Below are 13,073 nucleotides of genomic sequence, written 5' to 3'. Positions count from 1 at the left end.
CCCCCCCCCCCCCACCCCCCCCCCCCCCCCCCCCCCCCCCCCCCCCCCCCCCCCCCCCCCCCCCCCCCCCCCCCCCCCCCCCCCCCCCCCCCCCCGCCCCGGCTTCGTGTCGGCTCCGTGCGCTGCGAGGATGTGAGTTCAGGAAGTTCAGCCGGCCAAACGGGGCCGGCCCGGGCCGTGGGGGACTACACCTTGTAGGCGCGCCCCGGGAGAAGGCAAGGGAGGAAGAACAGTCATGGTGGTCACGCTCGCCAAGGGCGGGAACGTCTCGCTCACCAAGGCCGCGCCGAACCTGACGCAGGTCCAGATCGGCCTCGGCTGGTCCGCCCGTTCGACCACGGGCGCACCGTTCGACCTCGATGCGAGCGCCCTGATCTGTGGTGGCGGCCGGGTGCTCGGTGACGAGTACTTCGTCTTCTACAACAACCTCAAGAGCCCCGAGGGCTCGGTCGAGCACACCGGTGACAATCTCACCGGCGGCGAGGACGACGGCGACGACGAGGTGGTCCTGGTCAACCTGGAGCTGGTTCCGGCGCAGGCGGACAAGGTGGTGTTCGCGGTGTCGATCTACGACGCCGAGGCGCGGCTGCAGAACTTCGGGCAGGTCCGCAACGCCTACATCCGGGTCGCCAACTCCCTCGACGGCGAGGAGATCGCCCGTTACGACCTGTCCGAGGACGCGTCCAGCGAGACCGCGATGATCTTCGGCGAGCTGTACCGCTACGCGGGCGAGTGGAAGTTCCGCGCGGTGGGCCAGGGCTACGCCTCCGGCCTGCGCGGCATCGCCCTCGATTTCGGCGTAAACGTACAGTAAGGGCGAAAAGGCGAAAATCAGAACAATCGCACCCAACCTACGATCATGAGAACAGAAGGCAGTGCGGGGGTGACCTGACCGGGCCCGGCCCGGTCAGGGCGTCTCGGGACGAGGCCGCCCCCGGCACGGCCCGAAACCCGAAAGGTAACCAAGTCCCGTGTTCCTCCGCACTTTCGGCTGGTCGTTCGCGATCACCGTCCTAGGCCTGATCGCGGCCGGACTGCTCTGGGGGGCCCAAGGATTCGGCATCGTGCTGATCCTCTCCATCCTGGAGATCTCCCTGTCGTTCGACAACGCGGTGGTCAACGCCACGGTGTTGAAGCGGATGAACCCGTACTGGCAGAAGATCTTCCTGACCGTCGGCGTGCTCATCGCCGTCTTCGGCATGCGGCTGGTCTTCCCGCTGCTGGTGGTCGGCCTCACCGCGAAGCTCAACCCCGCGACGGTCGTCGACCTCGCGCTGCACTCCGACAAGACGCACGCTGGCCTGACCTACGGTCAGTACCTGGAGGCGGCCAACCCCGCCATCGCGGCCTTCGGCGGCGTCTTCCTGCTCATGATCTTCCTCGACTTCGTGTTCGACGACGAGAAGGAGCACAACTGGCTGGGCTGGATCGAGCGCCCGCTGGAGAAGGTCGGCAAGCTGGACGCCTTCTCCAGCGTCGTCGCGCTGGTCGTGCTGGTGCTGGCCTCCAACTTCTTCGCCGGGGAGCACGCTGAAACCGTTCTGCTCGCCGGTGTCCTCGGCCTGATCACCTATCTCGTGGTCGGCGGCCTCTCCTCGATCTTCGAATCGGGTCTGGAGGAGGACGCCGAGCGCGAGGAGGAGGCCGAGAAGTCCGGCAAGTCGATCCTCCAGGTCGGCGGCAAGGCCGCGTTCTTCCTCTTCCTCTACCTGGAGGTCCTGGACGCCTCGTTCTCCTTCGACGGCGTGGTCGGCGCGTTCGCCATCTCCAGCGACATCTTCCAGATCACCCTGGGCCTGGGCATCGGCGCGATGTACATCCGCTCGCTGACCGTCTTCCTGGTCCGCAAGGGCACCCTGGACGACTACGTCTACCTGGAGCACGGCGCGCACTACGCGATCGGCGCGCTCTCGGTGATCCTGCTGGTCGGGATCAAGTACCACATCCCGGAGATCGTCACCGGCCTGATCGGCGTCGCCTTCATCGGGCTGGCGCTCGGCTCGTCGATCCTGCGCAACCGGCGCGAGGCCGCGCGGGACGAACCGGAACTGGTGAGTACGGGTACCGGCGAATAGCCCGCCGGGTACGCGAAACGGCCGCCTCCGGGAATCCGGGGGCGGCCGTTTCGCGTCGCGGTGCGCCCGCTCAGCCGAGCTGCTGCTCGATCGCGCGCAGCTTGCGCTCCAGCGAGTCCAGCTTGGGCATCGACAGGGTGTCGTCGTCGGCCGTCAGGTCGATGGTCGAGCTGCGGTAGGACGAGCCCGAGGCCGATCCGGCGGACGAGGACGAGGAGTAGGACGACGAGTAGGACGAGGACGAGGAGGACGCCGAGGAGGACGGCGCGTACGACGAGCCGACGGCGGCACGCGGGCGGCGGCCGGCGTCCAGCGCGGCCGGCTCCAGCGGGCCCGAGGCGGCCTGGTGCGAGGAGGCGGTGTCCGACTCGGCGGCTAGGGCAGGCTCCGTAGCGGTCTGGCCGTCGCCGGCAGCCGTGAGCGCGGGCACCTGGCGGCCGCCGCGGGCCCGGGCGAGCATGCCGCCCTGGCGGGAGATGGCCTTCAGCTCGGCCCGCTCGCGGCGGTCGGCCGTGCGGGCCCGCACCTTGGCGTCCAGCTTGGCCTGGCGCTCCTCGCGCACCTCCTCGACCGCCTCGTCCAGGCTGCGGACGTTCTCCAGCAGCATCAGCGACCAGGCCGCGTAGGTCTCGCGCGGGGCGCGCAGCCAGCGGACGATCCGGATCTGCGGCAGCGGGCGCGGCACGAGCCCCTGCTCGCGCAGCGCGGCCTTGCGGGTCTGCTTCAGCGCGCGGTCGAACAGGATCGCCGCCGAGATCGACATGCCGGAGAAGAACTGCGGGGCGCCGTCGTGCGACACGCCGCGCGGCGCGTGCACCCAGTTGAACCAGGCCGAGGCGATCGCGAACACCCAGACCAGCAGGCGGGAGCCGAGCGCGGCGTCACCGTGGCTGGCCTCGCGGACGGCGAGCACCGAGCAGAACATCGCGGCGCCGTCGAGGCCGAACGGGACGAGGTACTCCCAGCCGCCGGACAGCCCCAGGTTCTCCTTGCCGAAGCCCACCAGGCCGTGGAAGGACAGCGCGGCGGCGACACCGGCGCAGCAGAACAGCAGCGTGTAGGAGGAGATGCCGTAGATCATCTCCTTGCGCCGCCGACGCTCCTCGCTGCGCTCCCAGGAGTCGCCGGCCTCTTCCTTCTTCGTGTTCTTGAAACGCAGCGTCGCCAGCAGGACGGCGACGAACAGCAGGGCTGCGCCGCCGACGACGGTCCAGACCAGCTGTATGGAGGTCAGGTTCATTGCGGGTCGGGCCTCGGGTTTCCGCAGGGGACGGGTTCACAGAGCGACACAGGCGGTCAGCTCCCGGTACTCGGGTCGCGCCTGACGGTTCGTTCGTCGCCGCACGGCGTACCCGCCGCACCCGCGCAGGGGCGGACGGGACACCTGTGCGGCTAGACGATATCGCGTCCGAAGGGGCGGCATGTTACGGGAGGGGGGCTTCCTCCCGCCAATCGACCCGCCGGCCGCTCCACTCGTCGACCCGGCGGTGAGCGCCGGGGGGCCCGACGGGGTAGGGGAGGGGAAGGTTTGGGTATCCGAGGGCCGGGCTGATGCCCGATCATGGAGCGGCGAACCGTCAGATCGCCTGACGGGAGCAGGGGGAGAGGGCGGGATGGTCTCGATCTGGGAGTACCTGCGCGGGGAGCGGAACTACACCTTCGACAACCCGGGCGGTCAGCACAAGGTCATACTCACCAAGTCGACCCCGCAGCACGCGATCACCGGGTCCGCGGCCACCACCGGCTACCTCTACGTCAACCTGCACTGGACCACCCGCTCCGGGGCCGTCCGGCCGAGTGCCCGGGAACGCGCCAAGCGCCTCTTCAGCCCCCGCATCCTGCGCCCGCTGGAGCCGGACTCGGTGCAGAACGAGCAGGTCAACGTCGACCTCGACCTGGCGTGCATGTACGAACTGTCCGACGGGAGCAGCGGCGTGGTGCAGCCGCTCGGCGGCTACTTCGGCGACCTCCGGCAACCGCCGTACATCAAGCTCAGCGGCGACGACCAGTACGGGGCGCCGTCCGGCGAGACGATGTACGTCAACCTGGAGAAGAAGGACAAGTTCAAACGGCTGCTGATCTTCGTCTACATCTACGACGGCACGCCGGCCTTCGAGCAGTCCCACGCGGTGGTGACGATCGTGCCGCAGACCGGGCCGCGGATCGAGATCAAGCTGGACGAACGGGCCCGGGCGGCGCGCTCGTGCGCGGTGGTGCTGATCGAGAACGCGGGGGACAACCAGCTGACGGTGCGCCGTGAGGTGCGGTACGTCAACGGGTTCCAGGCGGACATCGACCGGCTGTACGGGTTCGGGATGCAGTGGCAGCGCGGGTACAAGAGCCAGGGCGGTTCCGACTAGGCCCCGCCCGGCCTCGACCCCGCCCGGCCTCGGCCCTGCCCGGTCTGGTCGGAGCCGGGCGGCGGTGGTGCCCTGAGCAGGCCGGTCAGCGGGGCTGGAACTGCGGGCCCTGCGGCGGCAGGGCGAACTCCTCGCCGGTGGGCGGCTGGGCCGGGCCCTGGGCAGGTGGTTGCGCGGGGGCCTGGGCCGACGGCTGCTGGCCGGTGCCGGCGTGCGGGTAGCCGTAGCTGCCGGGGTGCTGCTGCGGGGCGGGCTGCTGCTGGTGCGGGTAGCCGTAGCCGGTGCCCTGCTGCTGCGGGTACGGCTGGGGGGTGGGTTGCGGGTACCCGTAGCCGGTACCGGGCTGCTGCTGCGGATAGCCGTAGCCGGTGCCGGGCTGCTGCTGGGGCTGTGGCTGCTGCGGGTAGCCGTACCCGGTGCCGGGCTGGTGGGCCGGGGGTGCGGTCGGAGCCGGCGGCGCGGCCGGGGGAACGGTGGGCGGGGCGGTCGGCGGGGGCGGCACCGGGCCCGGGGCGGCCGCGGCGGGCTGCTGGGGCCGGCCCTGGGGGGTGGCCGACGGCTGCGGGACGGCCGGGGCCAGGGTGAAGGTGCCGGGCTCGGGCGGGGCGGTCGGGCGCGGGGCGGGCAGCGGGGTGCTGCGCGGGTCGACGGCGGCGGTGGGGGTGGCCGTCGAGGCCGCCGCCGGGGCCGCGTCGGCCTCCGCCTCGTCGTCGACGGTGATGCCGAAGTCGGTGGCCAGGCCGATCAGGCCGGAGGTGTAGCCCTGGCCGATCGCCCGGAACTTCCAGGCGCCGGAGCGCCGGTACAGCTCGCCCGCGACCAGGGCGGTGACGTTCTCGCCGTCGGAGATCGCGAACTCGGCGAGTGCGGGCGTGCCGTCCCCGGCCGTGGCGTCGAAGAGCAGCAGGCGCAGCCCGGGCACCGCGCGGAAGGAGCCGCCCTCGGAGGAGCCGGCCAGCACCACCCGGTCGACGTCGGCGGGCAGCTTGGCGAGTTCGACCTCGATCGTGTCGATGATCTCGGCGCCGCCGGAGGTCTGCTGCTTGGGCAGGTGGCGCACCAGGCCGGAGGGGTGTCGCGGCTGGTTGTAGAAGACGAAGTCGGCATCCGAACGGACCTTGCCGGTGGCGCCGAGCAGCAGCGCGGACGCGTCCACGTCCGGCGCACCGGGCGTGGCGCTCCAGCGCAGCACGGCGCGGACCGCCGCAGCCGGCAGTGCGATGTTGGCGCCCTTGGCCATCACGTGCGTCATAGCCGACCATCCTGCCCGTTCGCCACCCCTTCGGACAACGTGACCGGGACCGTCGGAACCAGGTCGAACTTTGCCAAGACTTGCGCTTGCCGGGGGTTTGCCGGTGCTCGACCGGTGATCAGTGATCTGGACGGCGATGTTCCGGGAGTTCAGTGCCGAGGAACCGGGGACGGCCGGAATCCGTCCGTACGATGGGCGGTCCAAGGGCCCGCCGGGGTCGGGCGGAGGGGGGCCCGCCGGCGTCCGTCCGGGAACCACGGAGCCCCGTGGACCGGTTAACCATGGTGTCGCACCGCTGGATCGCGGTGTCGTCCCGCGCCGCCGCACGCCCCGGCAACGGACCGGTGGCCGTCAAACCTCTGAGGAGAGCACCTTGCGCCATTTCGGCCACCTCGCCGACGACGTACGCGGTCGCCTCTTCCTCGAACCGCCCCGGCCGTTCACCGCGCGGAGCGAGGCCGCGGTGCTGGCCACCGCCCTCGGCGGCACCCTCTACAGCCCCGCCACCCGGCCCGCGCTGGCCGCCGACATCCGCAAACAGGCTGCTCGGGGCGTGGTGTCGATGGTGCTCTGCCTGGAGGACGCGATCGCCGACCACGAGGTGGACGCGGGGGAGCGGAACCTGGTCGAGCAGTTGAATGACCTGGTCAGGGATTTCACCGACTGCACACAAGGCCACCCCCTGCTCTTCATCAGAGTTCGAGCCGCCTCCCAGATCCTCGACCTGGCCGAGCGGCTCGGGCCGGCCGTCGAGCTGCTGAGCGGGTTCGTCCTGCCGAAGTTCACCACGGAGACCGGCGGCGCGTACCTGGCCGCCCTGGCCGCCGCCGAGGCCGCCACCGGGCGCCGGCTGTTCGCCATGCCCGTCCTGGAGTCACCCGAACTCGCCCACCTGGAGACCAGGCGCCAGCAGCTCTTCGGCATCGCCGACCTGCTCGCCGGGCACCGGGAGCGGGTGCTCGCCGTCCGCCTCGGCGTGACCGACCTCTGCTCCGCGTACGGCCTGCGCCGCTCGCCCGACCTCACCGCATACGACGTAGCCCTGGTCTCGGCGGTGATCGGCGACGTGGTCAACGTGCTCGGCCGGGCGGACGGCACCGGGTACACCGTCACCGGTCCGGTCTGGGAGTACTTCCCGGTCCAGGAGCGGATGTTCAAGCCGCAGCTGCGCCGCACGCCGTTCGCCGAGGCCCCCGGGACGGCCCGGGCCTCCGGCGAGGAGGTCCGCCGGCGGATCATCGAGCACGACCTGGACGGGCTGATCCGGGAGGTCGAGCTCGACCGGGCCAACGGCCTGCTCGGCAAGACCTGCATCCACCCCAGCCACGTCCCCGCCGTGCACGCCCTCTCGGTGGTCACGCACGAGGAGTACTGCGACGCCCGGGACATCCTCCGGCAGGAGCGGGACGGCGGCGGGGTCCTGCGCTCGGCGTACACCAACAAGATGAACGAGGCCCGGCCGCACCGGGCCTGGGCGGAGCGGGTGTTGCTGCGGGCGGAGGTGTTCGGGGTGGCCCGGGAGGACGTGAGCTTCGCGGAGCTGCTCGCGGCCTGCCTGTGCGGGGGGTGAGGGGGTGAGGGGGCTGCGCGCGGCTGAGGGGGCTGTCCGCGGCTGACCCGAACGGCCCCACCGATCCGACCCATCCGGCCCATCCGGCCGATCCGACTGATCCGACCGATCCAACCGATCCGAAGACCGCACCACCGCACCATGCGAAGGCAGGACCAGCAGTGACAGCACAGCAGACGTGGACCGGCCGTTGGGTCGCCGACCGGGCCGGCATCGCCCTGACCGGATCGGACCGCCTCCCCGAACTCGTGGGCCTGGCCCTGCGTTCCCAGAACCCGAAGCGCGCCCACCTGCTGGTCTCCACCGTGCTCGGCAAGCACGTCCCGCAGCGGCCCGCGGTCGTCCACGGCGTTGGGCTCGAACTCGGCCGGCAGGTCCGCGAGTTGCTCGGCGACGAGGCCGCCGCGCGGGCCGTCGTCCTCGGCTACGCGGAGACGGCCACCGGCCTCGGCCACAGCGTCGCCGACGGCCTCGACGCCCCGTACCTGCACTCCACCCGCCGCCCGGTGGCCGGCGTGCCCCCACTCGGCGGCTTCGAGGAGGAGCACTCGCACGCCACCTCGCACCTGCTGCTCCCCGCCGATCCCGAGCTCCTCACCGGTGACGGCCCGTTGGTGCTGGTCGACGACGAGTTCTCGACCGGCCGCACGGTCCTCAACACCATCCGCGAACTGCACGCCCGCCACCCCCGCGACCACTACGTCGTCGTCGCCCTGGTCGACCTGCGCTCCACCGCCGACCGCCGCCGACTCGCCGACACCGCCGCCGAACTCGGCGTCCGGCTCGACCTGGTGGCCACCGCCAGCGGCGCCGTCCAGCTGCCCGCGGACGTCCTGGACCGCGCCGAGCGGCTGATAGCCGAGGCCGCCCCCGCCCCCGCCGCGCCCCCCGGACCGCCCGCACCGCTCGCCCGGGTCGACCTGGACTGGCCCGCCGGGCTCCCCGACGGCGGCCGGCACGGGTTCACCGCCCGCGACCGCGTCCGACTGGACGCCGCCCTGCCCCGCCTGGCCGCACAGCTGGCCGACGCACTGCCCGCTACGGCGCGGCGCGTGCTGGTCCTCGGCTTCGAGGAACTGATGTACGCCCCGCTGAGGCTGGCCGGCGCACTCGCCGACCGGCTGGGCGGCGACCGCGTCCGCTACTCCACCACCACCCGCTCGCCCGTCCTCGCCGTGGACGACCCCGGCTACGCCATCCGCACCCGCCTCGCCTTCCCCGCCCACGACGACCCGCAGGACGACGCTTCGCGCGAGCGCTACGCCTACAACGTCGCCCCCGGCAGCGACCCGGCCCGCCGGTTCGACGCGGTCGTGCTGGTGGTCGACGACGTCGCCGACACCCCCGCCCTGCGCGAGGGCGAGCGCGCCCTGCTCGGCCAGCTGCGGCAGGTCACCGACCAGGTGGTGCTCGCGGTGCTGCCCTCCCACCGGCCTTCCCCCCGGCCGTCTGGGCTGCCGTCCCCGTTGTACGGCCCGGCGTTCTCCTCCTACCGGCCCGACGAGGTGGCCTGGCTGCTCAAGGACCTCTCCGGCGTCCCGCTCGAAGCCCCCACCGAGGAACGCGAGGAGGCCGTCCAGAACGGCGGCGCGCACTACGCCGAATCGCTGCCGGTCGAGTACCAGCCCAGCCCCGAATACCAGGAGCTGTTCCACCAGGCGCTGCGCGCCTCCGCCCGCCGCATCGCGCTCGCCGCCGGCACCGTCGCCGAGACCCTGCTGCGCGAGCGCGGCCCCGGCCTGGTGCTCGCCTCGCTGGCCCGGGCCGGCACGCCCGTCGGCATCCTGATCCGCCGCTGGCTCGCCCACGCCCACGGACTCGACACCCCGCACTACGCCGTCTCCATCGTCCGCGGCCGCGGCATCGACCCGGTAGCCCTGCGCTACCTGGCCGCCCACCACCGCGCCGGCGACGTGGTCTTCGTCGACGGCTGGACCGGCAAGGGCGCGATCAGCCGCGAACTCGCCGAGGCCCTGGCCGGCACCGGATTCGACCCGGACCTCGCCGTCCTCGCCGACCCCGGCCGCTGCGCGCGCACCTACGGCACCCGGGACGACTTCCTGATCCCCTCCGCCTGCCTCAACTCCACCGTCTCCGGCCTGGTCTCGCGCACCGTGCTGCGGCCCGGCCTGATCGGCCCGGACGACTTCCACGGCGCCAAGCACTACGCCGAACTGGCCGGCGCGGACGTCTCCGCCGCCTTCCTCGACACCGTGGCCGACCACTTCGACGCCGTCCGCCCGGAGGCCGTCGCCGCCGCCGACCGGCTGTACACCGCCCCGGACCGCGCGCCCGACTGGGCCGGCTGGGCCGCCGTCGAGCGGATCAGCACCGAGTACGGCATCGACAGCGTCAACCTGGTCAAGCCCGGCGTCGGCGAGACCACCCGGGTGCTGCTGCGCCGCGTCCCCTGGCGGGTCCTCGCCCGGCGCGGCGCCGGCGCCGACCTCGACCACGTCCGGCTGCTCGCCGCCCAGCGCGGCGTCGAGGTCGAGGAGGTGGACGGCCTGCCGTACTCCTGCGTCGGCCTCATCCACCCCCGTTACAGTCGGGGAGCGACCGGGGCCTCCGGTAGGACCGTTGTGGTGAAGGAGTCCTGATGAACGCCGATGTTCTCGTCGCCAGCGACCTCGACCGGACGCTCGTCTACTCCAACCGGGCCCTCGCCCTGGACGTCCCCGACCGGCTCGCGCCCCGGCTGCTCTCCGTCGAGGTGCACGACGGCAAGGCGCTCTCGTTCATGACCGAACAGGCCGCCGCGCTGCTCGCCGAACTCGTCCGGCAGGCCTGGTTCGTCCCCGCCACCACCCGCACCCTCGCCCAGTACGAGCGGATCAACCTGCCCGGCCCGACGCCCGGTTGGGTCCCCGCGTACGCGATCTGCGGCAACGGCGGGCACCTGCTCGTCGACGGCGTGCCCGACCAGGACTGGCGCACCGAGATCACCGCGCGGCTCGCCTCCGGTGCGGCCCCGCTGGAGGAGGTCGTCCGGCAGCTCGCCCTGAGCGCCGACCCGGAGTGGACGCACAAGCGCCGCGTCGCCGACGGGCTGTTCGCCTACCTCGTCGTCGAGCGCGCCGCGCTGCCCGTCGGCTGGCTCGACGAGCTGACCGGCTGGTGCGCCGAACGCGGCTGGACGGTCTCGCTCCAGGGCCGCAAGGTCTACGCCGTCCCCGCGCCGCTCAGCAAGAGCGCCGCCCTCGCCGAAGCCGTCCGGCGCACCGGCGCGAGCACCGTGCTCGCGGCCGGTGACTCGCTGCTCGACGCCGACCTGCTGCTCGCCGCCGACGCCGCCTGGCGGCCCGGGCACGGCGAACTCGCCGACGGCGGCTGGACCGCCCCCGGCGTCACCGCCCTCGACGAGGTGGGGGTGGCGGCGGGGGAGGAGATCGTCCGACGGTTCCTCGCCCGGGTGGCCGCCGCTTCCGTCGCCCCCGTCGCCCCCACCGCCCCCGTCGTCGCTTCCTGAGCGGAAGCGGGAGCGGTCAGCCGCAGCAGCCGCCGCCGCAACAGCCCCCTCCGCCACCACCGTTGCCGGAGGGGGCCTGGCGCGGGGCGCCGCCCGAAGCGGAGCCGGTGACGGCGACGGCGGACAGCAGCTTCACGGTGTCCTCGTGGCCCTGCGGGCAGACGGCGGGGGCGCCGGCCTGCGCCATCGGGCGGCGGAGTTCGAAGGTGGCGCCGCAGGAGCGGCAGCGGAAGTCGTAGCGTGGCATACCGGCAGGGTACCCAGGCGGTGCCCTGCCGGCGCCCTACCGGTGTCCTATCGGTGGGTGCTGCCGGTGTCCTGCCCGGCCGGCGCTACCGGTACTACCGGCGCTACCGGTGCCCGCCCAGATCGCCGCGGATCAGCCCGATCACCTGCGCCGCCGTCTCCCGCACGCCCGCCAGCTCGGTCAGGAAGTGCCAGTAGTCGGGGTGCCGGCCGGCCGCCTCCAGGGTGGCCACGGCCCGGTCCAGCCGCGCCACCGCCTCGTCCAGCGGGGCGGCGTGCCGCGGGTCCGGCGCGCTGCGGCCCGTCATCGCCAGCCGCTGCGCGTCGCGCAGGGCGAACCGGGCCCGCTCCACCTCCCGGTGCGGGTCGTGCTGCACCTCGTTCAGCTGCCGCAGCCGCTCGTTCACCGCGACCACCGACCCGTCCGCGGTGTCCAACAGCGCGCGCACCGTACCGATGGCGCCCGTCGCGTCCGCCCAGCGCTGCTCGTCCCGGGCCCGGGCGGCCTCGGCGAGCTTGCGCTCCGCCGCCCGCCCGGTCTCCGCGACCTGCTCCGACACCCGCTGGAGGTCCTGCCAGCAGGCCGCGCTGAACCGGCGGCGCAGTTCGCTCAGCGCCGGCTCGACCGTCTCCGCCTTGGTCTCCAGCGCCTGGATCCGGGTCCGCAGGCTCGCCACCCGCCGGTCGATCTCCCGTGCCCGCTCCGGCAGTTGACCGGCGTCGGCCGCGATCGCCTCGGCGCGCTGCCGCACGTCGTCCGCGCGCCGCAGCGTCGGCGCCACCCCGTGCCGGGCCGGCCCCTCGTTCAGCAACCCGAGCTCCGGCGCCAGTTCGGCCAGCCGGGCCGCCAGGTCGTCCGCCCGCAGCCCGGCGCCGCGCACCGCGTCCAGCGCGTTGCTCGCCTGGAGCAGCGCGCGCTTCGCCTGCTCCACCGCCGGGGTGACCCGCATCAGTTGCTGCTCCGCGCGCTGGAGGGTCGGCTGAAGCCGCTGGAGGAAGTCGTTCAGCTCCGCCCGGGCCGAGCCGAGCTGCCCCTTCACGTCCTCCAGCTGCCGCCGGGCCCGTGCCGCGGTGCCGGCGTCCAGCGCCTCGTCGTCCAGGTTGTACGCGTCCAGCGCGCCCAGGTAGTTCACGGTGACCTGGTCCACCCGGCCGGTGATCCCCGCCAGATCCGCCAGCGCCCGGCGGGCCGTCGCCTCGTCCTCGGCCGCCCGGACGGTCTCCACCGCCAACTGCACCTCGCGCTGCGTCGAGTCCAGCTCGTAGAACGCCTCCTGCGCGGCGTCCCGGGCCGCCTTGGCGTCCGCCCGCACACCCTCCCCGCCGCGTCGGCCCCACCAGCCGCCCGTCCCGGCCGAGGCCAGCCCCAGCGCACCCAGCGCACCCGCCAGCACCACCGGCACCACCAGTGCGTCGGCCAGCGCACTCCCCGCCCGACGCCGCCCCCGCCCGCTCCCGCCGGCCACCGTCACTGCGCGCTCCCTGCTCCGACCCGCTGATCCACCCCCATTCTTCCCGATCGCCCCACCGCACCGGCACCCCCACCCGCCCCACTCCCCGACCACCCGCACCACAGCACCCCCCGGGACCAGGTACCCTAGGCAGTCGTCGTGCCCCCACCGGGCCGCGACAGGGGGCGCGTAGCTCAGTGGTAGAGCGCTGCTCTTACAAAGCAGATGTCGGCGGTTCGAAACCGTCCGCGCCCACCAGTCAGAAGGCCCCCAACCGATCTTGGTTGGGGGCCTTTGACGGCTAAAAGTGACGGCAACGCCTATTTGGCAGGGCGCCGCCGGCGCAGCAGCCGGTCCATATGCCCCATGGCCTCGCGCCTGCCGCTGTCGGCCACGTGGGTGTAGATGTTCATCGTGACGGCGATCTGTGAGTGACCCAGAATCTCCATCACTACCCGAGGCGCCACCCCGGCCGCGAACAGCAGGGTGGCGCACCCGTGCCGCGCGTCGTGCAGCCGGATCCGCGGCAGGCTGGCCTCCTGACCGATCCGCTCGAACGACCGGCTGATATTGCGCGGCTCGATCGGCCGGCCGGTGCGCGTGGTGAACACGTAGTCGCTCTCCTCCCACTCCTTGTCCTTGGCCGCGGC

The 13,073-nt window shown here is 73.2% G+C and carries 11 protein-coding genes and 1 tRNA gene; 7 read left to right on the top strand and 5 right to left on the bottom strand.

All coding sequences use genetic code 11. The features are described 5' to 3' along the window. The first annotated feature begins 235 nt into the window (after positions 1-235). Both AC07BF_RS36715 and AC07BF_RS36710 read left to right on the top strand, forming a co-directional pair. Entirely contained in the window at positions 236-814 is a 579-nt protein-coding gene (locus AC07BF_RS36715) for a TerD family protein (protein ID WP_363580697.1), read from the top strand. Positions 815-971: 157 nt separating this feature from the next. After that, on the top strand, positions 972-2,075 hold the full coding sequence (locus AC07BF_RS36710) for a DUF475 domain-containing protein (RefSeq protein WP_363580699.1): 1,104 nt from the start codon (positions 972-974) through the stop codon (positions 2,073-2,075). Positions 2,076-2,145: 70 nt separating this feature from the next. On the opposite strand, the gene AC07BF_RS36705 is transcribed toward AC07BF_RS36710, so the two are convergent. Then, positions 2,146-3,315: a DUF2637 domain-containing protein gene (locus AC07BF_RS36705; RefSeq protein ID WP_363580701.1), complete on the bottom strand. Its 1,170-nt coding sequence runs from the start codon at positions 3,313-3,315 to the stop codon at positions 2,146-2,148. A gap of 373 nt (positions 3,316-3,688) precedes the next feature. On the opposite strand from AC07BF_RS36705, the gene AC07BF_RS36700 reads away from it, so the two are divergent. Continuing rightward, positions 3,689-4,435, top strand: coding sequence for a Tellurium resistance (locus AC07BF_RS36700; RefSeq protein ID WP_350878113.1), 747 nt, complete (start codon positions 3,689-3,691; stop codon positions 4,433-4,435). A gap of 85 nt (positions 4,436-4,520) precedes the next feature. Here the strand turns inward: AC07BF_RS36700 and AC07BF_RS36695 are convergent, their stop codons facing one another. Further along, positions 4,521-5,687 (bottom strand): TerD family protein, encoded by a 1,167-nt coding sequence (locus AC07BF_RS36695; RefSeq protein WP_478334529.1) that lies wholly within the window; start codon positions 5,685-5,687, stop codon positions 4,521-4,523. 373 nt (positions 5,688-6,060) lie between these two features. Between AC07BF_RS36695 and AC07BF_RS36690 the strand changes: the two genes are divergently transcribed. The 3 genes from AC07BF_RS36690 to AC07BF_RS36680 all read left to right on the top strand — a co-directional run bounded on the left by AC07BF_RS36690 (position 6,061) and on the right by AC07BF_RS36680 (position 10,726). Next, positions 6,061-7,257, top strand: coding sequence for an HpcH/HpaI aldolase/citrate lyase family protein (locus AC07BF_RS36690; protein ID WP_478334528.1), 1,197 nt, complete (start codon positions 6,061-6,063; stop codon positions 7,255-7,257). A 161-nt stretch (positions 7,258-7,418) separates the two neighbouring features. Then, on the top strand, positions 7,419-9,857 hold the full coding sequence (locus AC07BF_RS36685) for a phosphoribosyltransferase (RefSeq protein ID WP_478334527.1): 2,439 nt from the start codon (positions 7,419-7,421) through the stop codon (positions 9,855-9,857). Then, entirely contained in the window at positions 9,857-10,726 is an 870-nt protein-coding gene (locus AC07BF_RS36680; RefSeq protein WP_478334526.1) for an HAD family hydrolase, read from the top strand. The genes AC07BF_RS36685 and AC07BF_RS36680 overlap by 1 nt, the downstream gene beginning before the upstream one ends. Positions 10,727-10,742: 16 nt before the next feature. Here AC07BF_RS36680 and AC07BF_RS36675 read toward each other — a convergent pair whose 3' ends face one another. Then, positions 10,743-10,973, bottom strand: coding sequence for an FmdB family zinc ribbon protein (locus AC07BF_RS36675; protein WP_063347431.1), 231 nt, complete (start codon positions 10,971-10,973; stop codon positions 10,743-10,745). Positions 10,974-11,076: 103 nt separating this feature from the next. Further along, positions 11,077-12,444: a hypothetical protein gene (locus tag AC07BF_RS36670; RefSeq protein WP_478334525.1), complete on the bottom strand. Its 1,368-nt coding sequence runs from the start codon at positions 12,442-12,444 to the stop codon at positions 11,077-11,079. Between the two features lie 162 nt (positions 12,445-12,606). On the opposite strand from AC07BF_RS36670, the gene AC07BF_RS36665 reads away from it, so the two are divergent. Next, positions 12,607-12,681, top strand: a tRNA-Val gene (locus AC07BF_RS36665). 62 nt (positions 12,682-12,743) lie between these two features. Here AC07BF_RS36665 and AC07BF_RS36660 read toward each other — a convergent pair. Further along, on the bottom strand, positions 12,744-13,073 hold a 330-nt coding region (locus AC07BF_RS36660), incomplete at its 5' end, for a tyrosine-type recombinase/integrase (RefSeq protein ID WP_478334524.1).

The organism is Kitasatospora sp. NPDC043950, assembly GCF_056435345.1.
The sequence above is the reverse complement of the archived record's forward strand: the minus strand, read 5'-3'. Positions and strand labels throughout refer to the sequence as shown.

Coding starts and splice junctions, on each gene's coding strand:
- AC07BF_RS36715 (WP_363580697.1), top strand. CDS start 236: ATGGTGGTCACGCTCGCCAAGGGCGGGAACGTCTCGCTCACCAAGGCC.
- AC07BF_RS36705 (WP_363580701.1), bottom strand. CDS start 3,315: ATGAACCTGACCTCCATACAGCTGGTCTGGACCGTCGTCGGCGGCGCA.
- AC07BF_RS36700 (WP_350878113.1), top strand. CDS start 3,689: ATGGTCTCGATCTGGGAGTACCTGCGCGGGGAGCGGAACTACACCTTC.
- AC07BF_RS36695 (WP_478334529.1), bottom strand. CDS start 5,687: ATGACGCACGTGATGGCCAAGGGCGCCAACATCGCACTGCCGGCTGCG.
- AC07BF_RS36680 (WP_478334526.1), top strand. CDS start 9,857: ATGAACGCCGATGTTCTCGTCGCCAGCGACCTCGACCGGACGCTCGTC.
- AC07BF_RS36675 (WP_063347431.1), bottom strand. CDS start 10,973: ATGCCACGCTACGACTTCCGCTGCCGCTCCTGCGGCGCCACCTTCGAA.